Origin of the sequence: Lelliottia nimipressuralis (genome assembly GCF_004402045.1) — a bacterium.
GTDB lineage: Bacteria > Pseudomonadota > Gammaproteobacteria > Enterobacterales > Enterobacteriaceae > Enterobacter > Enterobacter chinensis.
Genome location: NZ_SOMG01000023.1, coordinates 387706 through 414667, shown reverse-complemented (window position 1 = coordinate 414667; position 26962 = coordinate 387706). Strand labels below are relative to the sequence as shown.

Annotated in this window: 19 protein-coding genes; 9 read left to right on the top strand and 10 right to left on the bottom strand. The window is 54.6% G+C overall.

Translation table 11 applies throughout. From position 1 onward, the window contains the following. Positions 1-194: 194 nt before the first annotated feature. Positions 195-2585, top strand: coding sequence for a glucose/quinate/shikimate family membrane-bound PQQ-dependent dehydrogenase (locus tag E3U32_RS16800; RefSeq protein WP_134349675.1), 2391 nt, complete (start codon positions 195-197; stop codon positions 2583-2585). Between the two features lie 85 nt (positions 2586-2670). Here the strand turns inward: E3U32_RS16800 and cueO are convergent, their stop codons facing one another. Continuing rightward, positions 2671-4239 carry a multicopper oxidase CueO gene (cueO, locus tag E3U32_RS16795; RefSeq protein WP_134349674.1) on the bottom strand — a complete coding sequence of 523 codons (1569 nt, stop codon included), beginning with the start codon at positions 4237-4239 and terminating at the stop codon, positions 2671-2673. Positions 4240-4384: 145 nt separating this feature from the next. Between cueO and E3U32_RS16790 the strand changes: the two genes are divergently transcribed. From E3U32_RS16790 to speD, 3 genes are all read left to right on the top strand, one after another. Beyond that, positions 4385-4732, top strand: a complete 348-nt coding sequence (locus E3U32_RS16790) for a YacC family pilotin-like protein (RefSeq protein WP_014882582.1) — start codon at positions 4385-4387, stop codon at positions 4730-4732. 116 nt (positions 4733-4848) lie between these two features. Beyond that, positions 4849-5718 carry a polyamine aminopropyltransferase gene (speE, locus tag E3U32_RS16785; protein WP_134349673.1) on the top strand — a complete coding sequence of 290 codons (870 nt, stop codon included), beginning with the start codon at positions 4849-4851 and terminating at the stop codon, positions 5716-5718. Beyond that, positions 5719-6513 (top strand): adenosylmethionine decarboxylase, encoded by a 795-nt coding sequence (gene speD, locus E3U32_RS16780; protein ID WP_023334531.1) that lies wholly within the window; start codon positions 5719-5721, stop codon positions 6511-6513. It abuts the gene before it with no gap. A gap of 31 nt (positions 6514-6544) precedes the next feature. Here speD and yacL read toward each other — a convergent pair whose 3' ends face one another. Together yacL and acnB are read right to left on the bottom strand one after the other, a co-directional pair. Continuing rightward, complete coding sequence (gene yacL / locus E3U32_RS16775) at positions 6545-6907, bottom strand: protein YacL (protein WP_134349672.1); 363 nt, start codon at positions 6905-6907, stop codon at positions 6545-6547. 206 nt (positions 6908-7113) lie between these two features. Then, the gene (gene acnB, locus E3U32_RS16770; RefSeq protein ID WP_134349671.1) at positions 7114-9711 is read right to left on the bottom strand and encodes a bifunctional aconitate hydratase 2/2-methylisocitrate dehydratase; all 2598 of its coding nucleotides are present in this window, start codon (positions 9709-9711) and stop codon (positions 7114-7116) included. 891 nt (positions 9712-10602) lie between these two features. Between acnB and E3U32_RS16765 the strand changes: the two genes are divergently transcribed. Continuing rightward, positions 10603-12162 (top strand): DUF3300 domain-containing protein, encoded by a 1560-nt coding sequence (locus E3U32_RS16765; protein WP_134349670.1) that lies wholly within the window; start codon positions 10603-10605, stop codon positions 12160-12162. Positions 12163-12172: 10 nt separating this feature from the next. Then, positions 12173-12964 carry a DUF2950 domain-containing protein gene (locus E3U32_RS16760; protein WP_134349749.1) on the top strand — a complete coding sequence of 264 codons (792 nt, stop codon included), beginning with the start codon at positions 12173-12175 and terminating at the stop codon, positions 12962-12964. A gap of 63 nt (positions 12965-13027) precedes the next feature. Here the strand turns inward: E3U32_RS16760 and traT are convergent, their stop codons facing one another. The 5 genes from traT to pdhR form a co-directional block, all read right to left on the bottom strand. Continuing rightward, the gene (gene traT, locus E3U32_RS16755; RefSeq protein ID WP_134349669.1) at positions 13028-13759 is read right to left on the bottom strand and encodes a conjugal transfer complement resistance protein TraT; all 732 of its coding nucleotides are present in this window, start codon (positions 13757-13759) and stop codon (positions 13028-13030) included. Between the two features lie 198 nt (positions 13760-13957). Continuing rightward, positions 13958-15382, bottom strand: a complete 1425-nt coding sequence (gene lpdA / locus E3U32_RS16750; RefSeq protein WP_134349748.1) for a dihydrolipoyl dehydrogenase — start codon at positions 15380-15382, stop codon at positions 13958-13960. 197 nt (positions 15383-15579) lie between these two features. Continuing rightward, entirely contained in the window at positions 15580-17475 is a 1896-nt protein-coding gene (gene aceF / locus E3U32_RS16745; RefSeq protein ID WP_134349668.1) for a pyruvate dehydrogenase complex dihydrolipoyllysine-residue acetyltransferase, read from the bottom strand. Positions 17476-17489: 14 nt separating this feature from the next. After that, positions 17490-20153, bottom strand: a complete 2664-nt coding sequence (aceE, locus tag E3U32_RS16740; RefSeq protein WP_059310644.1) for a pyruvate dehydrogenase (acetyl-transferring), homodimeric type — start codon at positions 20151-20153, stop codon at positions 17490-17492. A 123-nt stretch (positions 20154-20276) separates the two neighbouring features. Continuing rightward, positions 20277-21041: a pyruvate dehydrogenase complex transcriptional repressor PdhR gene (gene pdhR, locus E3U32_RS16735; RefSeq protein ID WP_008501960.1), complete on the bottom strand. Its 765-nt coding sequence runs from the start codon at positions 21039-21041 to the stop codon at positions 20277-20279. Between the two features lie 537 nt (positions 21042-21578). On the opposite strand from pdhR, the gene aroP reads away from it, so the two are divergent. The 3 genes from aroP (at position 21579) to E3U32_RS16715 (ending at position 25472) form a co-directional block, all read left to right on the top strand. Continuing rightward, complete coding sequence (gene aroP, locus E3U32_RS16725; protein WP_134349666.1) at positions 21579-22949, top strand: aromatic amino acid transporter AroP; 1371 nt, start codon at positions 21579-21581, stop codon at positions 22947-22949. A gap of 164 nt (positions 22950-23113) precedes the next feature. Then, positions 23114-24511 carry a glycoside-pentoside-hexuronide (GPH):cation symporter gene (locus E3U32_RS16720; protein WP_134349665.1) on the top strand — a complete coding sequence of 466 codons (1398 nt, stop codon included), beginning with the start codon at positions 23114-23116 and terminating at the stop codon, positions 24509-24511. A gap of 10 nt (positions 24512-24521) precedes the next feature. Beyond that, positions 24522-25472 (top strand): glycoside hydrolase family 43 protein, encoded by a 951-nt coding sequence (locus E3U32_RS16715; RefSeq protein WP_134349664.1) that lies wholly within the window; start codon positions 24522-24524, stop codon positions 25470-25472. 18 nt (positions 25473-25490) lie between these two features. Here the strand turns inward: E3U32_RS16715 and ampE are convergent, their stop codons facing one another. Together ampE and ampD are read right to left on the bottom strand one after the other, a co-directional pair. Further along, positions 25491-26345: a beta-lactamase regulator AmpE gene (gene ampE, locus E3U32_RS16710; RefSeq protein ID WP_059310642.1), complete on the bottom strand. Its 855-nt coding sequence runs from the start codon at positions 26343-26345 to the stop codon at positions 25491-25493. A gap of 9 nt (positions 26346-26354) precedes the next feature. After that, positions 26355-26906 (bottom strand): 1,6-anhydro-N-acetylmuramyl-L-alanine amidase AmpD, encoded by a 552-nt coding sequence (gene ampD / locus E3U32_RS16705; RefSeq protein WP_134349663.1) that lies wholly within the window; start codon positions 26904-26906, stop codon positions 26355-26357. Positions 26907-26962 lie beyond the last annotated feature (56 nt).

Below are 26962 nucleotides of genomic sequence, written 5' to 3'. Positions count from 1 at the left end.
GATTTTAATGAAAATCTCTCAATGCGGATATGTGTTATTCCGGCATCGATACGCAAGCCAGCCATTATATCAGCAAATGGCTAAGCCTGGCGCATGAGTTATAAAAAGCAAATATTGTGATTCCGATCACACTTGTTAATACCTATAATTAGTTGCTAGCAAATTATTAACAAAAACTGACGAGTACACTTTCTATGGCTGAAACAAACTCTAAACAGCCGCGTCTACTGGTGACACTAACAGCGTTATTCGCCGCCTTCTGCGGCCTGTACCTGTTAATCGGTGGCGTCTGGCTGGTCGCAATTGGCGGCTCCTGGTACTACCCCGTTGCGGGTCTGGTTATGCTTGGCGTAACCGTCCTGCTCTGGCGTAGAAAACAATCCGCACTGTGGCTATATGCCGCATTACTCCTCGCAACCATGATCTGGAGCGTCTGGGAAGTCGGTTTCGACTTCTGGGCACTGACGCCACGCAGCGACATTCTGGTCTTCTTTGGTATCTGGCTGATCCTGCCATTTGTCTGGCGTCGCCTGATTGTGCCGTCCAGCGGTGCCGTTGCGGCACTGGTGGTGGCCCTGTTAATCAGCGGCGGTATTCTCACCTGGGCCGGCTTTAACGACCCGCAGGAGATCAACGGTACGCTGAACGCGGAATCCACGCCTGCGGCCGCTATCTCCCAGGTCGCTGACGGCGACTGGCCGGCCTATGGTCGTAACCAGGAAGGCCAACGTTACTCCCCGCTGAAGCAGATCAACGCGGATAACGTTAAAAATCTGAAAGAAGCCTGGGTATTCCGTACCGGCGACCTGAAGATGCCGAACGATCCGGGTGAACTGACTAACGAAGTGACCCCCATTAAAGTGGGCAACATGCTTTACCTGTGTACGGCGCACCAGCGTCTGTTCGCGCTCGACGCGGCCACCGGTAAAGAGAAATGGCACTTCGATCCGCAGCTGAACTCCAACCCGTCCTTCCAGCATGTCACCTGCCGTGGCGTCTCTTACCACGAAGCGCGTGCGGATAACGCAAGTCCGGAAGTGATTGCCGACTGTCCTCGCCGCATTATGCTGCCGGTGAACGACGGCCGTCTGTTCGCGATTAACGCCGAAACGGGCAAGCTGTGCGAAACCTTTGCTAATAAAGGTATCCTGAACCTGCAGACCAACATGCCGGACACCACGCCGGGTCTGTATGAGCCAACCTCTCCGCCGATCATCACCGATAAAACTATCGTGATTGCCGGTTCGGTAACGGATAACTTCTCCACCCGTGAAACCTCTGGCGTCATCCGTGGTTTCGATGTGAACACCGGTAAACTGCTGTGGGCCTTCGACCCGGGCGCGAAAGATCCAAACGCGATCCCGTCGGATGAACACACCTTTACCTTTAACTCGCCTAACTCCTGGGCGCCAGCGGCGTATGACGCGAAGCTGGACCTGGTCTACCTGCCGATGGGTGTGACCACGCCAGATATCTGGGGCGGTAACCGCACACCGGAGCAGGAACGCTATGCGAGTGCTATCGTGGCGCTGAATGCGACCACCGGTAAGCTGGCATGGAGCTACCAGACCGTTCACCACGATCTGTGGGATATGGATATGCCGTCCCAGCCGACGCTGGCGGACATTACCGTTGATGGCAAAACCGTACCGGTGATTTACGCGCCGGCGAAGACGGGTAACATCTTCGTACTGGATCGCAGCAACGGTAAACTGGTTGTGCCAGCACCGGAAAAACCGGTTCCGCAGGGCGCTGCTAAAGGCGATTACGTCAGCAAAACCCAGCCGTTCTCCGATCTGAGCTTCCGTCCGAAGAAAGACCTCAGCGGTGCAGACATGTGGGGCGCCACCATGTTTGACCAGCTGGTGTGCCGCGTGATGTTCCACCAGCTGCGTTATGAAGGCATCTTCACACCACCTTCTGAGCAGGGCACGCTGGTCTTCCCGGGTAACCTGGGGATGTTCGAATGGGGCGGCATTTCCGTTGACCCGAACCGTCAGGTCGCGATTGCCAACCCAATGGCTCTGCCGTTTGTATCCCGCCTGATCCCACGTGGTCCAGGTAACCCAATGGAGCAGCCGAAAGATGCGAAAGGCAGCGGTACCGAAGCCGGCATTCAGCCGCAGTACGGTGTACCGTTTGGCGTGACGCTGAACCCGTTCCTGTCTCCGTTCGGTCTGCCGTGTAAACAGCCTGCCTGGGGTTATATCTCCGGTCTGGATCTGAAAACTAACCAGGTCGTGTGGAAAAAACGTATTGGTACCCCGCAGGACAGCATGCCGTTCCCGATGCCAGTTCCAGTGCCGTTTAATATGGGTATGCCAATGCTGGGTGGCCCGATTTCCACCGCCGGTAACGTGCTGTTCATCGCGGCAACCGCAGATAACTACCTGCGCGCGTACAACATGACCAACGGTGAAAAACTGTGGCAAGGCCGTCTGCCAGCCGGTGGACAAGCCACGCCGATGACCTATGAAGTGAATGGCAAGCAGTACGTTGTCATCTCTGCCGGTGGTCACGGTTCGTTTGGCACGAAGATGGGCGACTATATTGTCGCGTATGCACTGCCGGATGAAGGAAAGTAACTGAAAAGCCCGGTGGCGCTACGCTTACCGGGCCTACGGGTGCCATATGTAGGCCGGGTAAGGCGAAGCCGCCACCCGGCTTTTTTTATACGGTAAAACCAAGCATCATCCCCGTATCCTCATGCTCCAGCAGATGGCAGTGCGCCATGTAGGCAAACTCCTTCGGCGCGTCGTGGTCAAACTTCACCAGCACCTCGCTGACGCCACCTTCCACTCTCACCGTATCCTTCCAGCCCGCGCGATGGGCATCAGGGGTCTTACCGTTCTCGGAGAGAATGCGGAACTGGGTACCGTGGATATGGAACGGATGCAGCATCATGTCCCCTTCGCCTGAAATCACCCAGCGTTCAAACTGTCCTTTTGCGGCAGCAAACATCGGCGTGTTCATGTCGAACGCTTTGCCGTTGATCATATTAGCGTTGTGGAAATCAAAGCCATGCTCGCCGTGATTCATGTTCCCCATACCACCCATTTTTCCGTGGTCCATATTCATATGGCCCATCATCTGCCCGTGGTGCATCCCCGCCATCGCCTTATCGCCATATTTCGCCATCAGCGCCTGCATGCCCATCATGTCGAGCATCGGGTTCATGGAGAGCTGCAGTTTGCGTTGCGTAAGCCCGTCAAGCGAAGGGAGTGCTGGCAGGGTGGTTAAGCTATCCGGCAACGTGCCGGAAGCGGTCACCAGCAACGGCTGAATGCGGAGCACCGGGTGTGCCTTATCAAAGGGCGCAACCGCCATCCCCATCTGACTGACCGGCAGCGTCACCAGGTCAAACGCTTTGCCGTCGCTGATATCCACCAGCACTTCAAAACGTTCCCCCATCAGCATCGGTAACTCGTTTACCTTCACCGGCTCGGGCAGCAGACCTCCGTCGCTGGCAACCACGTACAGAGGACGTTTATCACTGGCGGCGAAATTGAGTGAGCGTGCGTTACAGCCGTTGAGCAGGCGCAGGCGCAACCAGCCTTTCGGTGCGGCATGCTGAGGGTAAAGGGCACCGTTGGTCAGCAACGTGTCGCCAAACCAGCCGACCGCCGCGCTCATAACGTCCAGCTGGAAGTCAATTTGCCCGTCAGCGGTGAATTTCTTGTCCTGCACAATCACCGGCACGTCGTCGATGCCCCACTGTTTAGGCAGGCGCAGAAGGCGGCTTTCGTCGTCTTCAATCAGCACCAGCCCCGCCAGCCCCATCGCTACCTGATGGCCGGTTTTGCCATGCTGATGCGGATGAAACCAACAGGTGGCTGCACGCTGATCGGGCGTAAAGGTGACGCTGCGCTTGCCGCCCGCTTTTATGACCCCCTGCGGCCCGCCGTCCACCTCGCCCGGCACTTCCAGCCCGTGCCAGTGCAGCGTCGTCTCTTCAGCGAGCGTATTGTATATATCCACCGTCACCGATTTCCCTTTACGTAACTGAAGCGCCGGACCGAGCAGATTGCCGTTATAGCCCCACGTGGTGGCATTGTGCTCACCGAACGTCGTTTTGCCGGACTGAACAACAAGCTGGATACGGCTGCGGGCGTCAGCGGTCAGTAAATCAGGGATAGGTAAGGCAGGTCTGTCAGCGGCGAAAACCGCGCGGCTCCAGAGTGGTAATGCGCTGGCAGCCCCCAGCGCAACGGAGTATTTCAAAAAATCACGACGTTGCATGTTCATTTCCTTATTTCCAGCAGGCGATCTTTTGAGCATAAACCCTCCCCTTACCGGAAGGTCAAGCACGGCGGCAATAATAAAGATCGTCGCGCTGGCATCAAGTATGCTAACGTTAATTTTCCGTGAAGATGTGGTAGAAGCAATGAAGACGTTTTTCAGGACAATTTTGTTCGGTAGCCTGATGGCAATGTGTGCGAACAGCTATGCGCTAAGTGAAAATGAAGCGGAAGATATGGCCGATTTAACGGCGGTTTTTGTATTCCTGAAAAATGATTGTGGCTACCAGAATTTACCCAACGGGCAAATTCGCCGCGCACTGGTCTTTTTTGCCCAGCAGAACCAGTGGGATCTCAGCAACTACGACAGCTTCGACATGAAGGCGCTCGGTGAAGACAGCTACCGTGACTTAAGCGGCATTGGTATCCCCACTGCAAAAAAATGCAAAGCGCTGGCTCGTGATTCACTCAGCCTTCTCGCCTACGTGAAATAACCTTCCCGACGCCCCTTGTTGAGCCTATAGCCGTGCAACCACGGTTATAGTTAGCTATCATGTTTCGCTTATTTTTTGATGAGTGTAACGGATGTTAACACAGGAGGAGTCCGCATATGGCCGACCACACGTTGTGGCATGAAACACTGCATGACCAGTTTGGTCAGTACTTTGCCGTTGATAACGTGCTCTATCATGAGAAAACCGATCACCAGGATTTAATCATCTTCGAGAATGCCGCCTTTGGCCGCGTAATGGCGCTGGACGGCGTCGTGCAAACGACCGAGCGGGATGAGTTTATCTATCATGAGATGATGACCCACGTCCCGCTGCTGGCGCACGGTCATGCGAAGCATGTCCTGATTATCGGCGGTGGCGACGGTGCTATGCTGCGTGAGGTTTCCCGCCATCGGTCTATTGAAACCATCACCATGGTGGAAATCGATGCGGGTGTGGTCTCTTTCTGCCGCCAGTACCTGCCCAACCACAATGCCGGCAGCTATGACGATCCGCGCTTTAGTCTGGTGATTGACGATGGCGTGAACTTCGTTAATCAGACTACCCAGACCTTTGACGTCATTATCTCCGACTGTACCGACCCGATCGGCCCCGGCGCATCGCTGTTTACCTCCTCCTTCTACGAAGGCTGCAAGCGCTGCCTGAACCCTGGCGGGATCTTTGTCGCACAAAATGGCGTCTGCTTCCTGCAGCAGGACGAAGCGATCGACAGCCATCGCAAGCTGAGCACCTACTTCAGCGATGTCAGCTTCTATCAGGCCGCTATTCCGACGTACTACGGCGGGATCATGACCTTCGCCTGGGCAACGGATAACGACTTATTGCGCCATCTCTCCACCGAAATTATCCAGGCCCGCTTCCACCAGGCTGGTCTTCAATGCCGATACTACAATCCGGCCGTGCATACTGCTGCGTTTGCGTTGCCGCAGTACCTGCAAGATGCATTATCCACAAAGGGGGTGAGCTAATTGAAAAAGCTTAAACTGCATGGCTTTAACAACCTGACCAAAAGCCTGAGTTTTTGTATTTACGATATCTGCTATGCCAAAACAGCGGAAGAACGCGATGGTTACATCGCCTATATCGATGAACTCTACAACGCCAACCGTCTGACCGAGATCCTGTCAGAAACCTGTTCGATTATCGGCGCAAACATTCTGAATATCGCCCGCCAGGATTATGAACCCCAGGGCGCCAGCGTGACCATACTGGTCAGCGAAGAGCCGGTCGATCCGAAGCTTATCGACAAAACTGAACATCCGGGCCCGCTGCCGGAAGTGGTTGTCGCGCACCTTGATAAAAGCCATATCTGCGTTCACACCTACCCGGAAAGCCACCCGGAAGGCGGGCTGTGTACGTTCCGCGCGGATATCGAAGTGTCGACCTGCGGCGTGATTTCCCCGCTGAACGCGCTGAACTATTTAATCCACCAGCTGGAATCGGACATCGTTACGATTGATTATCGCGTCCGTGGTTTTACCCGTGATATCAACGGCATGAAGCACTTCATCGACCACGAGATCAATTCTATTCAGAACTTTATGTCCGACGACATGAAATCGTTGTACGACATGATGGACGTGAACGTATATCAGGAAAACATCTTCCATACCAAGATGTTACTGAAGGAATTCGACCTTAAACACTATATGTTCCACACGAAGCCGGAAGATTTGAGCGAAGAAGAGCGTAAGGCCATCACTGACCTGCTCTGGAAAGAGATGCGCGAGATCTACTACGGCCGCAATATTCCGGCCGTGTAAGTGTTGCCCGGAGCAAGGACGCTTCGGGAAGTTACTTCTGTTTCATAAATTCACGGTAGGCATTCACCACCTGAAGGAAGTCTTCCACGCCGCACATCGACAGACTTTCTTCGTCATAGTAGTTCATCCCCTCTTCCATCTCGTCACCTGAAAACTCGAGCTGATTGGCACGCACCATGACTTCTTCGCCATCCATCCACAGCGTGTATTCATGTCCGGCACGTTGCCAGGAGCGTTCACTGCCTTTCACCGTATCTGCCGCCTGTTCAACTTCATCAAGAAGTGCGAGATTTTCTTTCACCTCTTCGTTAAACCAGTGTCCAACGGCTTCGTGGCCCATCGACATACGCACTTTCACCACTCCGGTGATGTCGCGCAGAAATTCGTAATCCATAGTATTTTCCTCTGCAAAGCCATTAGGGTAATTATCGCAGCAGAGAGGAAGAAAAAAAGCGTGAGAGGTGGGAGGAATGAAAATAAAAACCCACCGCAGTTGCGATGGGTTTTGTAGGCCCGGTAAGCGTAGCGCCACCGGGCAATGGGTCAGGTGCGGTCTGGTGCCCTCACCCCCAGCTCCTCTCCCACGGGAGAGGGTAGCTTTTATACTGCCGTCTGGAAGATAACCCCGTCAGCCTTCTCGGTGTACTGAGAGAGCTGGTCGAAGTTCAGATAGCGATAGGTATCCACCGCCGTCTTATCAACCTGAGCCACAAAGGTCTGGTACTCTTCCGGCGTTGGCAGTTTGCCAATCAGCGCCGCAACCGCCGCCAGCTCCGCAGAAGCCAGGAAGACGTTTGCACCGGTACCTAAACGGTTCGGGAAGTTACGGGTAGAGGTGGACACCACCGTCGCACCGTCAGCTACGCGCGCCTGGTTACCCATACACAGGGAACAGCCAGGAATTTCGATACGCGCCCCGCTCTTACCAAACACGCTGTAGTAGCCCTCTTCAGTCAGCTGAGCCGCATCCATACGGGTTGGCGGCGCCACCCACAGACGGGTTGGCAGCTGGCCTTTATGGGTATCCAGCAGTTTACCGGCAGCACGGAAGTGACCGATGTTAGTCATACAGGATCCGATGAACACTTCGTCGATCTTCTCGCCCTGAACCTCAGACAGCGGACGCGCGTCGTCCGGATCGTTCGGTGCACACAGGATTGGCTCTTTGATATCCGCCAGATCGATGTCGATCACTGCCGCGTACTCTGCGTCAGCATCGGCTTCCAGCAGTTGCGGATCGGCCAACCATTTTTCCATGCCCTGGATACGACGCTCCAGCGTACGACGGTCGCCGTAGCCTTCCGCAATCATCCACTTCAGGAGCACGATGTTAGAGCTCAGATACTCAATAATCGGCTCTTTGTTCAGCTTGATGGTACAGCCAGCAGCAGAACGCTCAGCGGAGGCATCGGTCAGCTCGAACGCCTGCTCAACTTTCAGATCCGGCAGACCTTCAATTTCCAGGATGCGGCCAGAGAAGATGTTTTTCTTACCTTTCTTCTCAACGGTCAGCAGGCCCTGTTTAATCGCATACAGCGGGATCGCGTGAACCAGGTCGCGCAGGGTGATACCCGGCTGCATTTTACCTTTGAAGCGGACCAGCACGGACTCCGGCATATCCAGCGGCATCACACCGGTCGCCGCAGCAAAGGCCACCAGACCTGAGCCCGCCGGGAAAGAGATACCGATTGGGAAACGGGTATGGGAGTCACCGCCGGTGCCCACGGTATCCGGCAGCAGCATACGGTTCAGCCAGGAGTGGATGACGCCGTCACCCGGACGCAGGGAAACACCGCCACGGTTCATGATGAAGTCTGGCAGTGTGTGGTGCGTGGTCACGTCAACCGGCTTCGGATACGCCGCGGTGTGGCAGAAGGACTGCATCACCAGATCGGAAGAGAAGCCCAGGCACGCCAGATCTTTCAGTTCGTCACGGGTCATTGGGCCGGTGGTGTCCTGAGAACCCACGGAGGTCATCTTCGGCTCACAATACGCGCCTGGGCGAACACCGGCTACGCCGCATGCGCGACCAACCATCTTCTGCGCCAGAGAGTAACCACGGTCGCTCTCAGCCACATCTTTCGCCTGACGGAAAACGTCTGAATGCGGCAGGCCCAGCGCTTCACGCGCTTTGGTGGTCAGGCCACGACCGATAATCAGCGGAATACGACCACCGGCACGCACTTCGTCAACCAACACGTCGGTTTTCAGCTCGAAGCTTGCCAGCAGCTCGTTTGTCTCGTGGTTACGCACTTCACCTTTGAACGGATAAACGTCAATCACGTCGCCCATGTTCAGGTTACTTACGTCCACTTCGATTGGCAGTGCGCCAGCATCTTCCATGGTGTTGAAGAAGATAGGGGCAATTTTGCCACCGAGGCACAGGCCACCGCCGCGCTTGTTCGGAACATGAGGAATGTCATCACCCATGAACCACAGCACGGAGTTGGTTGCGGATTTACGAGAAGAGCCCGTACCGACAACGTCACCAACGTAAGCCAGCGGGAAACCTTTTTTCTGCAGGGCTTCGATCTGTTTGATCGGGCCGACGCTGCCTGGCTGATCCGGCTCAATACCTTCACGGGCGTTTTTCAGCATTGCCAGAGCGTGCAGAGGGATATCCGGGCGAGACCATGCATCCGGCGCCGGAGAGAGGTCATCGGTGTTGGTTTCACCGGTCACTTTGAAAACAGTAACGGTAATTTTTTCAGCCAGCGCTGGACGGTTCAGGAACCATTCGGCGTCAGCCCAGGACTGCATCACCTGCTTCGCATAGACGTTGCCTGCTTTGGCTTTTTCTTCCACATCGTAGAAGTTATCGAACATCAGCAGCGTGGAAGAGAGCGCTTTAGCGGCAATCGGTGCCAGCTTGTCGTTATCCAGCGCGTCAATCAGCGGATGAATGTTGTAACCACCCTGCATGGTGCCGAGCAGTTCAATAGCTTTTTCAGGAGTAACCAGTGGGGAGGTGGCTTCGCCTTTGGCGATAGCAGCAAGGAATCCGGCTTTTACGTAGGCAGCTTCATCTACGCCAGGCGGTACGCGGTTGATCAACAGATCTAACAGGAATTCTTCTTCGCCCTTAGGCGGGTTCTTCAGCAGCTCGACGAGCGCGGCCATTTGGGTTGCATCTAAAGGTTTGGGTACAATTCCCTCGGCGGCACGTTCTGCTACGTGCTTACGGTATTCTTCTAGCACGACGGTTCTCCTCGCTCTCATTGTCATATGCGGCGGGCGTTCTCTTCACGCTCCTGTGAGACAGCAGTTTGTAGGGTAAATGCCCGATACCGCGTCGGGCAGCATAGCAGGATTTCTGCACAGTGTTAATCCGTTTACAAAAAAGCAACATTAAAAAATTTGCTGAATCGTTAAGCATGGTGTAGCGGGGAGACAAGACGAATTTTGGGTACAAAAAAACCGCCTGGTAGCGGTTAATTTGTTGCCTTGCGGTGGTAGCACACCGGGCTGGCAGATTTGCGGCAACACCAACGTGAAATATTGTGCATCACCGCCTGTTGGCTTGCAAGCCGCTATCACGATTTTGCGTAGCGCCTTCCCATTTCGTATGAAAGCCCATGTAACTGCATTTTTTGCCTTCTTCAGATCCATTGAATTGACTATTCTTCTCCGCGGCCTGCTCCGCTGGTGTAGCAACCAGTCACCGGGCCCGGGAGCAGTTCCGTCATCTACGCGGCAACATCAACTTGCCTGGTTCTGCCTTTCCCGGTGAAGAATGAACCCGCGTAGCCTGTACAGGAACGCACGCAATGGAGATGCGAATCACTGCGCTGATCGTTGCGCTCGGTTTACTGCTTACGGCACTGCACGGTGGCTGGAACATATCCGACATCACGGTGCTGTTTGTTGTTAACCTCGGCAACTAGCTGCTGGCCGCTCGCAAGAGCGGCCTTCTGAAATCCCAGCGGCTTTGCAACTATCCGATATAATTGTGTAATAAATACTCACACTCTTTATCCGGACGTACCGGATGCTTCCCAATAAAAGTCAAAACAGTAAAAGACGGGTGAATAATACTCACGCCAACCGTAACGCCTCACGGCACAGCGCTTGTCTCGTTGGAGTCATTTTATGAAGTTGCCCTTTAAGCCACATCTGCTCGTCCTTCTGTGCAGTGCCGGGCTGCTTGCCGCCTCAGGCGTCATGTTTGTCAAAAGCCGCGCAACGGAGCCCGCTGCGCCGGCCCCCGTCGCACAACAACCGGCAGCACCGGCGACGCCTGCCGCGGCACAGCCCGCCCCCGTTGTCGCGCCAGCGTATACTGCCGCGCAAATCGATCAGTGGGTTGCCCCCATCGCGCTCTACCCTGATGCCCTGCTGTCACAAATTTTGATGGCCTCTACCTACCCGGCCAATGTTATCCAGGCGGCGCAGTGGTCCAAAGACAACCCTAAAATGGAAGGGGACGCCGCTATCCAGGCCGTTGCCAGCCAGCCTTGGGATCCCAGCGTAAAATCGCTGGTCGCGTTTCCTCAGCTCATGTCGCTGATGGGAGAAAACCCTCCGTGGGTGCAAAACCTGGGCGATGCGTTTCTCGCGCAACCGAAAGACGTGATGGATTCCGTGCAGCGCCTGCGCGCGCTGGCGCAGAAAACCGGCGCCTTACAATCAACGCCACAGCAGACGGTCACCACCGTGACAAAACCGACACCGGCGAAAACCAGCACCACCGAGTCAACGACAGCCACAACGTCCGCGCCAGCCCCTACGGTTATCAAAATTGAATCTGCCGATCCGCAGGTTGTGTACGTTCCCACCTATAACCCCAATACGGTTTACGGGACCTGGCCAAACACCGCCTATCCGCCAACCTATCTCCCGCCGTCACCCGGCGAGCAGTTTGGCAACAGCTTCGTCAACGGTTTAGGTTTCAGCCTGGGTGTCGCCACAACCTATGCCATCTTCAGCAACATCGACTGGGATGATGATGATGACTGGGATCATCACCATGACGACTGGGATAATCACGGCGGCTATAACCGCAACGGTGATAACAACATCAATATTAACGTTGAGAACTTTAATAAAATCAGCGGACAGCGTCTGACGGATGCCAACCGCACCTGGCAGCACAACCCGGCCTACCGGGAAGGCGTGCCCTATCCCACTAACCAGCTCAACAATCGCTTCCACTCCACCAGCACGGCCACAGGGTTAAGCTCAACGCAGCAAAAGCCGGCTAACCGCGATAGCCAGCGTCAGGCTGCCCTCAGCCAGATGGAGAAATCAACGGGTAAAACCTTCCCGCAAACCGCCCGCCCCGGAACGAAAGAGGGGCAGCGTCAGGCCTCAAGTGAACAGCTGAAGCAGATTTCACAGCGCAATAACTACCGGGGCTACGACACCAAACCGCAGACGGCGAAGCGGACCAGTACGCAGCAGCGAGAAAACCGCCAGAGCACAGCCCAAAGACAAGAGAAACGGGTTTCGCAACCTGCGCAGCAACGCACTCTCCAGCAGCGAAACAGTCAGCCCCGGGCTAATGCGCTGAGCGGCAACGACAGCCGCTCCGCGAACTGGCAGGCGCAGCAGCAGCGTGGTGCGCAAAGCAGACAGCACGCTGCTCGTCAGCAGCAGCCACGCCAGGCGTCTGGTGGACGCGCTGAACGCCGTGAAATTCGACATCGCTAAGGGAACCGACATGAAAAGTAAACTACTCAGTGGAATGGTGTTGTTCCTGCTTTCTGCCTCGGCGATGGCGCAGCAATCCTTTAGCACGCCCGACCAGGCGACCGATGCGCTGGCCAACGCCATTAGCGAGCATAATGAGGGCGCGATGACCAACCTGCTTGGAGAAAACTGGCGCGATTTTCTGCCGCCTGAAGGCGTTGATCCGGATGCCGTCGATCGTTTCCTGCGCGACTGGAAATTGCGTCATAACACCGTTGTCGAAGGGGATACGGCGCATCTTGTTGTCGGAGATAGCGGCTGGCAGCTCCCCATCCCGGTTGTCAAAACCACAACAGGCTGGCAGTTCGATATCAAAGAAGGCGCTGAAGAGATCCTGACCCGCGAGATTGGGCGTAACGAGCTTGCCGCCATCGAAGCATTACATGCCTATGTCGATGCGCAGCAAAGCTACTTTGCGATGACTCAAAAATACGCGCAGAAAATTGTCAGCTCGGAAGGGAAAAAAGATGGTTTGTACTGGCCAGCCTCACCCGGTGAAGCGCCCAGCCCACTCGGCCCGGCATTTAGCCCGAAAGAGCCAGGTACCGGCTATCACGGCTATCGCTTCCGGATCCTGCCAGATAATAACGGATTCGCGATGGTTGCCTGGCCGGTCAGCTATGGTCAGACAGGCGTAATGAGCTTTGTGATAAATCAGGACGACAAGGTTTACCAGTCAGATCTGGGTAGCGATTCGGAGCAAAAAGCCCGGGCGTTAACCTCATATAGCCCTGATAAAAGCTGGCAGCCCGTCGCGCCCTGAATAACGTCAACGGACCACGTTTTATAAGCCGGGTATGGCAAAGCCGCCACCCGGCTTTTTAACTTACAGAATATTTGCGACCGACTTCGCCAGCTGCGCTTCCAGGGCCGGTTTCGCTTCTTCGAATTTCAAATTGACCTTGTTAGCATTCGATACCACGCGGGTCTGATATTTCGCGCGATCGCCCTGCTCGCTGCTGGTTTGCAGTTTCACGCCAGACGTACCCTGACGCAGCGCCGCAATGTTATCGGTGGTGACTTTCGCTTTGCTACGCTCGGAGATCTGCAGGTCGGTTACCATGGTGTAGTTCACATCTTCTACCATCGCATCTGCAGCCATGCCGATCAGGCCAGCCGCCAGCCCTACGCCCAGCGCCGCACCCGAAGAATTACTGTTATAGGCAGTGATACCGGCACCCAGCGCAGCGCCAACGGCGGCACCTTCATAGCCAGTTTTTAAATAGCCCTGGGCTTCGCGCAGGTCCATTTTGTCTGCTTTAAGGACGTTAGCCTGAACCCAGTAGTATGCGCTGTCAGGAGAGGACGTTACCTTATACCCTTTAGCGCTCAGATCGTTTGCAAGCAACGTCTGGAGGTTGCTCATGTCTTTATCAGAGGTGTTTTTTACCTGAATGTAGACCGTTTTTTCACTGGATGGCTCAAGCCAGATGGTCTCACTCATCTGCGTTTTCACTTCCAGGTTACGTTTTTTCACCGCCGTCGTCATCGCACCGCACCCGGTCAACGTCATGACTGCCGCCAGTAAGCCAATCCCCATCACTTTCTTCAAAGACATGTTATTTCCTTTTTGCGTGTAATCAAAAATCCAGAACCTCGAACCGTGCGGCCAGTAGCTACACAATGGTGAAAAAAGTATCGGCAGATAAGCGCAAATTTTTAGGGGAAATAACAATAAGTTACCTACTATAATGGGTAGTTTTCAGCCAAAAAAAACGCCTCCGAAGGAGGCGTTTAGAAAAAAGCAGAAATAAACTTATTTCTTCTTCGCTTTCGCGTTTGGCAGGTCGGTGATGCTGCCTTCAAACACTTCTGCCGCCAGGCCAACAGACTCGTGCAGAGTCGGGTGAGCGTGGATGGTCAGCGCGATGTCTTCAGCGTCGCAGCCCATTTCGATAGCCAGACCGATTTCACCCAGCAGCTCGCCGCCGTTGGTACCGACAATCGCACCACCGATGACGCGGTGAGTTTCTTTGTCGAAGATCAGTTTGGTCATACCGTCTGCGCAGTCGGACGCGATAGCACGGCCAGAAGCAGCCCACGGGAAGGTGGCGGTTTCGTAGCTGATGCCTTTCTCTTTCGCTTCTTTCTCAGTCAGACCAACCCATGCAACTTCTGGCTCGGTATAGGCGATAGATGGGATCACTTTCGGATCGAAGTAGTGTTTCATGCCGGCGATAACTTCAGCGGCAACGTGACCTTCGTGAACACCTTTGTGCGCCAGCATAGGCTGGCCGACGATATCGCCGATAGCAAAGATGTGCGGCACGTTGGTGCGCAGCTGCTTATCAACGCGGATAAAGCCACGGTCGTCCACTTCCACGCCGGCTTTGCCCGCGTCGAGGTTTTTACCGTTCGGCACACGGCCGATAGCCACCAGCACGGCGTCGTAACGCTGTGGCTCAGATGGGGCTTTTTTGCCTTCCATGGAAACGTAGATACCGTCTTCTTTCGCTTCAACGGCCGTCACTTTGGTTTCCAGCATCAGGTTGAATTTCTTGCTGATGCGTTTGGTGAAGACTTTAACGATGTCTTTGTCTGCAGCCGGGATAACCTGGTCGAACATTTCAACCACGTCAATCTCTGAACCCAGCGCATGGTACACGGTACCCATTTCCAGACCGATGATACCGCCACCCATGACCAGCAGGCGCTTAGGAACGGTTTTCAGCTCCAGCGCATCGGTGGAATCCCACACGCGTGGATCTTCATGTGGAATGAATGGCAGTTCGATTGGGCGAGAACCTGCTGCGATGATCGCATTGTCGAAGTTGATCACGGTTTTGCCGTTTTCGCCTTCCACTTCCAGGGTGTTCGCACCGGTGAATTTACCCAGACCGTTTACCACTTTTACTTTACGGCCTTTGGCCATACCCGCCAGACCGCCGGTCAGCTGAGTGATAACTTTCTCTTTCCAGGTACGAATTTTGTCGATATCGGTTTTCGGCTCGCCGAAGACGATACCGTGTTCAGCCAGCGCTTTGGCTTCTTCGATAACTTTCGCTACGTGCAGCAGCGCTTTAGAAGGGATACAACCTACGTTCAGACAAACACCGCCGAGGGTGTTGTAGCGTTCAACGATGACGGTTTCCAGACCTAAATCAGCGCAACGGAAGGCTGCAGAGTAACCTGCGGGACCTGCCCCAAGTACCACGACCTGAGTTTTGATTTCAGTACTCATCATGACCTCTTATTGATTTCCGGCGGTCCAGGTACTTGTCGCCCTTCATCCACCGGGACGTTCTATCCGCCCACAGTTTACAAAATTGTTAACAATTTTGAAACAACAAACGGCTCACGAATTGTCGCTTTCGCCAATAACCTCACAGACTTCATGAGATTAACAGAAAAAAGCCGGCCGACTGGCCGGCTTTTCACTTACATCACCAGGCGGCGAATGTCGCTCAGGGTGTTGTTAATGATGGTGATGAAACGCGCACCATCAGCACCGTCGATCACGCGGTGGTCGAAGGACAGAGAGATTGGCATCATCAGACGCGGCACAAACTCTTTGCCATTCCATACCGGTTCCATCGCGGACTTAGACACACCGAGGATAGCCACTTCCGGCGCGTTCACAATCGGCGCGAAGTGGGTGGTACCCAGGCCGCCGATACTGGAGATAGTGAAGCAGCCGCCCTGCATTTCGCCGGCAGTCAGCTTACCATCACGCGCTTTCTTGGAGATCACGGTCAGTTCACGGGACAGCTCAGTGATGCTCTTCTTGTTCACGTCTTTGAAGACCGGAACAACCAGACCATTTGGCGTATCAACCGCAACACCGATGTTGATGTATTTCTTCAGCGTCAGCTTCTGGCCGTCTTCGGACAGGGAGCTGTTGAAGCGAGGCATCTGCTCAAGGGCAGCGGCAACGGCTTTCATGATGAAGACCACTGGGGTGAATTTCACGTCCAGCTTACGCTTCTCGGCTTCAGCGTTCTGCTGCTTACGGAACGCTTCCAGATCGGTGATATCGGTTTTGTCGAAGTGCGTAACGTGCGGGATCATCACCCAGTTACGGCTCAGGTTCGCACCAGAGATTTTCTGGATGCGGCCCAGCTCCACTTCTTCGATTTCGCCGAACTTGCTGAAGTCCACTTTCGGCCATGGCAGCATGCCCGGGATACCGCCGCCAGCGGCTGCAGCAGGTGCAGCTTCGGCGCGTTTCACCGCGTCTTTCACGTAGGTCTGAACGTCTTCGCGCAGGATACGACCTTTACGGCCGGTGCCTTTCACTTTCGCCAGGTTCACACCGAATTCGCGCGCCAGGCGACGAATCAGCGGGGTAGCGTGGACGTAAGCGTCGTTTTCAGCGAACTCAGATTTGCCTTCCGCTTTAGCAGCAGGGGCAGCAGCGGGTTTAGCCGCCTGAGCCGGTGCAGCAGCAGGTGCTGGAGCCGCAGCCGGAGCCGCGGCAGGCGCAGCGCCTTCCACTTCGAAGACCATGATCAGAGAGCCGGTAGACACTTTGTCGCCGGTGCTGATTTTGATCTCTTTAACGGTACCCGCGAACGGCGCAGGGACTTCCATAGAAGCCTTGTCGCCTTCAACGGTGATCAGTGACTGTTCAGCAGCAACTTTGTCGCCCACTTTTACCATCACTTCGGTCACTTCAACTTCGTCACCGCCGATGTCCGGTACGTTCACGTCTTTCGCGCCACCGGCAGCGGCTGGTGCTGCGGCCTGAGCCGGAGCAGCTGCCTGTGCAGGCGCGGCGGCAGGTGCTGCACCCGCCACTTCGAAGATCATGATAAGCGACCCGGTAGACACTTTGTCACCGGTGTTGATCTTGATCTCTTTAACAGTACCGGCGAACGGAGCTGGAACTTCCATAGAGGCTTTGTCGCCTTCTACGGTGATCAGAGACTGCTCAGCTGCAACGGTATCGCCCACTTTCACCAGGATTTCAGTGACTTCAACTTCGTCACCGCCGATGTCAGGCACGTTGACTTCTTTCGCGCTCGCGGCAGCTGCTGGAGCAGCAGAGGCCACAGCGGCTTCTTTCTTCTCTTCCTGCGCAGGTGCAGCAGCTGCTGCACCGTCGGCGGAATCGAAAATCATGATCAGTTTGCCGGTCTCGGTTTTATCGCCAACAGAGACTTTGATCTCTTTAACGATGCCAGCCTGAGGAGACGGAACTTCCATAGAGGCTTTATCGCCTTCTACGGTGATCAGCGACTGTTCAGCTTCAACTTTGTCGCCTACTTTGACCAGGATCTCGGTGATTTCAACTTCATCAGCCCCGATGTCCGGTACATTGATTTCGATAGCCATTATTCTTTTACCTCTTACGCCAGACGCGGGTTAACTTTTTCTGCATCGATGTTGAATTTGGTGATTGCGTCCGCAACCACTTTCTTATCGATTTCGCCACGTTTAGCCAGTTCGCCCAGTGCTGCTACAACCACGTAAGAAGCATCAACTTCGAAGTGGTGACGCAGGTTTTCGCGGCTGTCAGAACGACCGAAGCCGTCAGTACCCAGAACGCGATAATCATCAGCTGGAACGTAAGTACGAACCTGCTCAGCGAACAGTTTCATATAGTCAGTAGACGCCACCGCTGGTGCATCGTTCATCACCTGAGCGATGTACGGAACGCGTGGAGTTTCCATTGGGTGCAGCATGTTCCAACGCTCACAATCCTGGCCATCACGCGCCAGTTCAGTGAAGGAGGTCACGCTGTACACGTCGGAGCCCACACCGTAGTCTTTCGCCAGGATCTGTGCCGCTTCACGTACGTGACGCAGGATAGAACCGGAGCCCAGCAGCTGAACTTTACCTTTGCTACCTTCGAGGGTTTCGAGTTTGTAGATACCTTTACGGATACCTTCCTCGGCACCTGCTGGCATTGCCGGCATGTGGTAGTTTTCGTTCAGGGTGGTGATGTAGTAGTAAATGTTCTCTTGCGCTTCACCGTACATGCGCTGCAGACCGTCATGCATGATGACTGCCACTTCGTACGCGTAAGACGGGTCGTAAGAGATACAGTTAGGGATAGTCAGAGACTGAATGTGGCTGTGGCCATCTTCGTGCTGCAGACCTTCACCGTTCAGGGTCGTACGACCGGAAGTACCGCCTACCAGGAAGCCGCGAGCCTGTTGGTCGCCTGCCTGCCAGCACAGGTCACCGATACGCTGGAAACCGAACATCGAGTAGTAGATGTAGAACGGGATCATCGGCAGGTTGTTGGTGCTGTAAGAGGTCGCAGCAGCCAGCCAGGATGCGCCTGCGCCCAGCTCGTTGATACCTTCCTGCAGGATCTGACCTTTCTCGTCTTCTTTATAGTATGCAACCTGCTCACGGTCCTGCGGGGTGTACTGCTGGCCGTTCGGGCTGTAGATACCGATCTGACGGAACAGACCTTCCATACCGAAAGTACGCGCTTCATCGGCGATGATTGGAACCAGACGATCTTTGATCGACTTGTTCTTCAGCATCACGTTCAAGGCACGAACGAAAGCGATAGTGGTAGAGATCTCTTTATTCTGCTCTTCCAGCAGCTGAGAGAAGTCTTCCAGCGCTGGCAGTTCCAGTTTCTCGGTAAAGTTAGGCTGACGAGCTGGCAGGTAGCCTTTCAGCGCCTGACGACGTTCGTGCAGGTACTTGTGCTCTTCAGAACCTTCCGGGAAGGTGATGTAAGACAGGTTTTCTACCTGCTCATCGGTCACTGGAACGTTGAAACGGTCGCGGATATAACGCACGCCGTCCATGTTCATTTTCTTAACCTGGTGAGCGATGTTTTTACCTTCTGCGGTATCACCCATGCCGTAACCTTTGATGGTGTGGGCCAGGATTACAGTCGCTTTACCTTTGGTTTCCTGCGCTTTTTTCAGTGCAGCGTAGACTTTCTTCGGATCGTGACCACCACGGTTCAGGGCCCAGATCTGCTCATCAGTCCAGTCTGCAACCAGTGCTGCGGTTTCAGGATATTTGCCGAAGAAGTGCTCGCGAACGTAGGCACCGTCTTTGGATTTGAAGGTCTGATAGTCACCGTCAACGGTTTCGTTCATCAGTTGGATCAGTTTACCGCTGGTGTCTTTACGCAGCAGCTCATCCCAACGACCGCCCCACATGACTTTAATCACGTTCCAGCCAGCACCTGCGAAGATGCCTTCCAGTTCGTTGATGATCTTGCCGTTGCCGGTTACCGGACCATCCAGACGCTGCAGGTTACAGTTGATGATGAAGCACAGGTTGTCCAGCTTCTCACGGGTCGCGATGGTGATCGCGCCTTTAGATTCTGGCTCATCCATTTCGCCGTCGCCCAGGAAGGCGTAAACGGTTTGCTCAGAGGTGTCTTTCAGACCACGGTGTTCCAGATATTTCAGGAATTTAGCCTGATAGATCGCACCGATTGGGCCCAGACCCATAGATACGGTCGGGAACTGCCAGAATTCAGGCATCAGTTTAGGGTGCGGGTAAGAAGACAGACCTTTACCGTGAACTTCCTGACGGAAGTTGTTCATCTGCTCTTCAGTCAGACGACCTTCCAGGAATGCACGTGCATAGATGCCCGGAGAGATGTGGCCCTGGAAGTACACCAGATCGCCGCCGTCTTTCTCGTTAGCTGCACGGAAGAAGTGGTTGAAGCACACTTCGTAAACGGTAGCAGAAGACTGGAAGGACGCCATGTGGCCACCCAGTTCCAGGTCTTTCTTGGATGCGCGCAGAACGGTCATGATGGCGTTCCAGCGGATTGCAGAACGGATACGACGTTCCAGATCCAGATTGCCCGGGTATTCCGGTTCGTCTTCGACGGCAATCGTGTTTACGTAGTTGCTAGCCCCTGCACCTGAAGCAACCTTCACGCCGCCTTTGCGGGCTTCAGAAAGCAGCTGATCAATCAGATACTGAGCGCGCTCAACACCTTCTTCACGGATGACCGATTCGATCGCCTGTAGCCAGTCGCGAGTTTCGATCGGATCCACGTCATTTTGGAGACGTTCTGACATGGGGGTATTCCTTATCTATCTAATACGTTGATTTGTCTGGAACCTGTCCCATTGTATTTTCGCCAGAAAACACAATAAGACAGGTTCTGCGTTTAGTTGCCGCGCTCTAAAAGTACCTGGCGCTTAATCCTTTCGTTGCTGTATGCGGCGTAATGAACGTTCGCGACGCGATTGTTCACGGCTGCGGTCCAGCAAGATTTCCTCAATGAAAGCCAGATGTCGGTGCGACGCTTCGCGCGCCTGCTCCGGTTCCCCGGCCATTATCGCCTCGAATACTCGGGTGCGATGGTTGCTTACCAGTGGGAGCATGTCCCGACGGGCATACAACAATTCAAAATTCTGACGAACGTTCTGGGCCAGCATCGGCTCCATGCAGCGTAGCAGATGGAGGAGCACCACATTGTGGGCAGCTTCGGTGACGGCGATTTGATACTGGACAACGGCGCTGGACTCGGCGTCTAAGTCGCCGGACTGCTGTGCCCGTTCAATGGCCTGATGCAGTTCGCGGATACGCACGCGATCTTCATCAGTGCTGCGAAGGGCGGCGTAATAGGCCGCAATACCTTCAAGCGCGTGACGGGTCTCAAGCAGGTCAAATTGGGATTCTGGGTGGTCAGAGAGAAGTTCTACCAGCGGATCGCTGAAGCTCTGCCACAGGCTGTTTTGTACAAAAGTTCCGCCGCCCTGGCGACGAAGCAGCAAGCCCTTTGCTTCGAGACGTTGAATTGCCTCACGCAGAGAGGGACGTGAAACGTCGAACTGTTTTGCCAGCTCGCGTTCTGGCGGAAGTTTCTCACCCGGGCGCAGAGTCCCTTCGAGGATCAAAAACTCCAGCTGCTGCTCAATCACATCAGATAGTTTTGGTTGGCGAATTTTGCTGTAGGCCATATTCCCTGTCTTACGCCTTTTTGCCCGGAGTCAATTGGTCTTACCAATTTCTATTTCGTATCGCTAAAGTAACAAAGTATTCACCTTCTGTCCATATTGGTTTTGATTGAAATCAGTAAACCCTGCACATTTTAACAACCTTACAGAAATAACGTTTCAGAAATGTAACTTTGCACAAATGAGTTGATTACTACTAAAGAGGGAGTTTTAACCATAATGAAACGAGGGTTTTTGCAATCTGAAGCGATTCAACAAAGCAAATAATGAAATTTCGCCCACTTATGGCGCATTTCTATTCTATAGGTTGGGATAAGAAGGGTGAGCGGAGCGATTTACAAATGCTTTCTTTTTATTCAACTCGTCATCCGTACGTCATAAAGCAGGTGCATTCGCAGGCACTTACCACTATTCTGGCGCTTACGGAAGTCACCTCCGCTTTTTTCGGTCTTATTGACCGTAAAGAAATAAATACAGAAAACGGATATTCATAATTACACACGCTCAGCGTGAACATAACAACCACACACGAGGTTTCAAATGGAAGCTCAACAGCACGGCGATCAGCTAAAGCGCGGGCTAAAAAACCGCCATATTCAGCTCATCGCACTGGGCGGTGCTATCGGAACCGGCCTCTTTCTGGGCAGCGCATCCGTTATCCAGTCAGCCGGTCCGGGTATTATTCTGGGGTACGCAATCGCAGGCTTTATCGCGTTTCTGATTATGCGTCAGTTAGGTGAAATGGTCGTTGAAGAGCCGGTGGCAGGTTCCTTTAGCCATTTTGCCTATAAGTACTGGGGCAGTTTCGCCGGTTTCGCCTCGGGCTGGAACTACTGGGTACTGTATGTTCTGGTTGCCATGGCCGAGCTTACCGCCGTCGGGAAATACATTCAGTTCTGGTATCCCGAGATCCCAACCTGGGCCTCCGCTGCGGCCTTCTTCGTCATTATTAACGCCATTAACCTGACCAACGTAAAAGTGTTCGGTGAAATGGAGTTCTGGTTCGCCATCATCAAGGTCATTGCCGTTGTGGCGATGATTATCTTTGGCGGCTGGCTGCTGTTCAGCGGCAACGGCGGCCCGCAGGCAACCGTTCGCAACCTCTGGGAACAGGGTGGCTTCCTGCCTCACGGCATGACGGGCCTGGTGATGATGATGGCAATTATCATGTTCTCCTTCGGCGGTCTGGAGCTGGTGGGCATTACGGCCGCTGAAGCTGACAACCCGGAGCAGAGCATTCCGAAAGCCACTAACCAGGTTATCTACCGTATCCTGATCTTCTATGTGGGTTCGCTGGCCGTGCTGCTCTCCCTGCTGCCGTGGACGCGCGTCACCGCCGATACCAGCCCGTTTGTGCTGATCTTCCACGAACTGGGAGATACCGTCGTAGCGAATGCACTCAACGTTGTCGTACTGACGGCTGCACTGTCCGTTTACAACAGCTGCGTATATTGCAACAGCCGTATGCTGTTCGGTCTGGCGCAGCAGGGTAACGCGCCGAAAGCGTTGCTCAACGTCGATAAACGCGGCGTGCCGGTAAACACCATTATCGTTTCGGCGATCGTGACCGCGCTGTGTGTCCTCATTAACTACATGGCGCCGGAATCGGCGTTTGGCCTGCTGATGGCGCTGGTGGTCTCTGCCCTGGTCATCAACTGGGCGATGATCAGCCTGGCGCACATCAAGTTCCGCCGCGCGAAACAGCAGCAGGGCGTCACCACGCGTTTCCCTGCTCTGCTCTATCCGCTGGGTAACTGGATTTGCCTGCTGTTCATGGCGGCCGTGCTGGTGATCATGCTGATCACCCCGGGTATGGCGATTTCTGTGTACCTGATCCCGGTCTGGGTTGCCGTGCTTGGCGTCGGCTATCTGTTCAGCCAGAAAAGCCGTAATGCGATGAAGGCCCACTAAGCCTGCCTCCGCGGTACCTGCTTTTGCAGGTACCGCACGTTGTTACCTCCCTCACACTTTCACGTCCACAGCGCTTTTATCCATATCACCGCCCTGATACTGCAACGCATATATTCCTTTGCCAGCAAATAATTCTCTCCATACCGTAACCCGGAGAGCAGTCTATGGATAACGCTAAACTGTCAGTAAAAGAAAAGATCGGCTATGGGATGGGCGATGCAGGTTGCAACATCATCTTTGGCGCCATCATGCTGTTTGTTAACTATTTTTACACCGATATTTTTGGTCTGGCACCTGCGCTGGTGGGCGTACTACTGCTCTCTGTGCGCGTGATAGATGCCGTAACCGACCCGATCATGGGCGCGATCGCCGACCGAACCCGCAGCAAATATGGCCGGTTTCGTCCATGGCTGCTGTGGATTGCGCTCCCCTACGCGCTGTTCAGCATTCTGATGTTCACTACGCCTGACTGGAGCTATAACAGCAAAGTTATCTATGCATTTGTCACCTATTTCATGCTGTCTCTGACCTACACGGCTATCAACATTCCCTACTGCTCGCTGGGCGGGGTGATTACCAACGATCCTAAAGAACGTGTCGCTTGCCAGTCATATCGCTTCGTGTTGGTCGGTATCGCCACGCTGCTGCTGTCGCTGACGCTGCTGCCGATGGCCGACTGGTTCGGGGGTGATGACAAAGCCAAAGGCTACCAGATGGCGATGACCGTACTGGCGCTAATTGGGACCTGTATGTTCCTGTTCTGCTTCGCCACCGTGCGCGAGCGTGTGCGCCCGGCGGTCCAGACTAATGACCAGCTGAAAAACGACCTGAAAGACGTGTGGAAAAACGATCAGTGGGTGCGCATTCTGCTTCTGACCCTCTGTAACGTCTGCCCCGGCTTTATCCGCATGGCGGCCACCATGTATTACGTGACATGGGTGATGGGCCAGAGCACCCACTTCGCTACCCTGTTTATCAGCCTGGGCGTGGTGGGCATGATGCTCGGCAGCATGCTGGCAAAAGTGCTGACAGACCGCTGGTGTAAGCTGAAGGTTTTCTTCTGGACCAACATCGTGCTGGCAGTCTTCTCAACCGCCTTTTACTTCTTCGACCCGAAAGCCACCGTCACCATTATGGTGCTCTACTTCCTGCTGAATATCCTGCACCAAATCCCGTCTCCGCTGCACTGGTCGCTGATGGCCGACGTGGATGACTACGGCGAGTGGAAAACCGGGAAACGCATCACCGGGATCAGCTTCTCCGGCAATATCTTCTTCCTGAAGCTAGGGCTGGCGATTGCCGGTGCAATGGTCGGCTTCCTGCTCTCGTGGTACGGCTACGACGCCGGGGCAAAAGCGCAAAGCGCGGACGCCATCAACGGCATTGTCCTGCTGTTTACCGTGATCCCGGGCGTCGGGTATCTCATTACCGCAGGCGTGGTGCGTCTGCTGAAAGTTGACCGTGAGACGATGAAGCGGATCCAGGAAGACCTCGAGAAGCGTCGCAATAACTATCGCGAGCTGAACGCGTATCAGGAACTCAGCGCCGCTGAGACAAAATAAGGAAAGCCGAATGCAAACCTGGCCAAACCCGTTTATTGAACAACGCGCCGATCCGTATATTTTGCATCACGCGGGGCAATACTTTTTTATTGCCTCCGTACCGGAGTACGACAGACTCGAAATTCGCCGCGCGGACTCGCTGGAAGGGCTACGCAGCGCTGAAGAAGTGGTAGTCTGGCGAAAACCCGAGACCGGCCCGATGAGTCAGCTTATCTGGGCACCGGAACTGCATCATATCGACGGCAAGTGGTATATCTATTTTGCGGCCACGCATACGCAGGCGCTCGATAAGCTGGGGATGTTCCAGCACCGCATGTTCGCGCTGGAATGTAACGATCGCGATCCGCTCACCGGAATCTGGCTCGAAAAAGGGCAAATAAAAACGCCGTTCGACACCTTCGCCCTGGACGCCACCACCTTTGTTCATCAGGGGAAACGCTGGTATCTGTGGGCGCAAAAAGCGCCGGATATCGCCGGAAACTCCAACCTGTATCTGTGTGAAATGGAGAACCCGTGGACGCTCAAGGGCGAGCCGGTCATGCTCAGTCAACCTGAGTATGACTGGGAATGTCGTGGGTTCCGGGTCAATGAAGGCCCGGCGGTGCTGGTCCACGACGATAAACTGTTCATCAGCTATTCTGCCAGCGCCACCGATGAGAACTACTGCATGGGGCTGCTGTGGATAGATATCAAAGCGGATCCGCAAAACCCGGAGAACTGGCACAAATCTCCGCGCCCGGTATTCGCCACCAGCTATGAAAACCGCCAGTATGGGCCCGGGCATAACAGCTTCACAAAGACGCCAGAAGGGGAAGATGTGCTGGTGTATCACGCAAGAAATTACACCGAAATCGAGGGCGATCCGCTATACGACCCCAATCGCCATACCCGCCTGAAGTGGGTTCGCTGGGATGAAAACGGGATGCCTGATTTCGGCATCCCGCCTGCGGATACGCTTTAACCGCTGCGGCGCGCTGGCTTACACCAGCGTGCCGTAAATCGTCAGCAGCGCCACCACAACCACCACGACAAACGAGGTTTTCTTGGCCATTGAGACGGCGGCTTTCGGCGTTTCAATCTTGTCGGTATGCGGCTCGCGCGCCAGAGAGAACTGAGCCAGGCGCGTTAACACCTGGTACTGCGAGGTATGGCGGTCGGCAAGAGAAGCGAACCATGCGGGCAGCGCTTTTTCACCATGACCAATTAATGCATACACCACGCCCACCAGGCGAACCGGGAGCCAGTCGAGCACATGCAGAATGGCATCAATGCCGGACAGCAAACGTTCATGCGGCGTCAGATAACGGGCAAGCCAGGTCTGCCAGGCACGAAGAAAAGCATACCCCATCAGCAGTACCGGCCCCCAAGGACCGCCCACCACAAACCAGAACAGCGGTGCCAGGTAGTAGCGGAAGTTAATCCACAGCAGCGCGTTCTGCAGCTCGCGCAGGAACTCGCGCTCATCGCAATCCGGCGGCACGCCGTGGATCATCGTCAGCTCGCTTGCCATGGCTCCGCGCGCATGGGCATCGTCACGGGAGGCGGCTTTAAGATAAGCGTGATAGTGCAAACGCACCTTCCCCGCGCCAATGCAAAGGACACCGAGCAGGATCCACACCACCAGCAGCGGCACGTTGAAAAACAGTCCATACAGTGAGCGCAGCAGAAGGAACGTAATGACCATCACCCCTGCCATCATCAGCAGCGTACGCAGCATAGAAAAATGCTTAATCCGACGGAAAATCACCTCCAGCCGGTGATCCAGATGCCAGTGCTCGCCGAGTTTGAACAGGCGTTCAGCGATGATAACCAGCAGCATGGTAAACAACGTCATGGTATCTCCTTATTCTGACGACGCGTTGAGCATGGCGCGAAACCGTGGCCAGTCAAAGGCCGGGCCGGGATCGGTTTTTCTCGCCGGGGCAATATCACTGTGTCCCGTAATATTGTCGGCGATGGCCGGATAGCGTCCGATAAGCGTGCGGGTCACAGCCGCTAGCTGTTGATATTGTGAATCGGTGTAGGGCGTGGTATCCGTGCCTTCCAGTTCGATCCCAATGGAGAAGTCGTTGCACCGTTCGCGCCCGTGATACAACGACACCCCGGCATGCCAGGCGCGCTTATCAAAAGGCACGTACTGAACGATCTCGCCATCACGCCGAATCAGGCAGTGAGCCGACACGCGCAGATGCGCAATCTCAGCGAAGAAAGGATGCGCATTGGGATCTATCGTTCCCGTGAATAACGCATCAATCCACGGACCGCCAAACTCACCCGGCGGGAGACTAATATTATGAACAACCAGCAGTGTGGGCTTTTCATCCTCCGGGCGGCAATCGTGGTGCGGCGAGGGCACGTGCCGCGCATCCACCAGCCATCCGTTTTCTAACAACATGCTGGAACTCCTTATGTATGGTGCTGTTACTCGGTTCAGAGTAGCATGTTTCAATA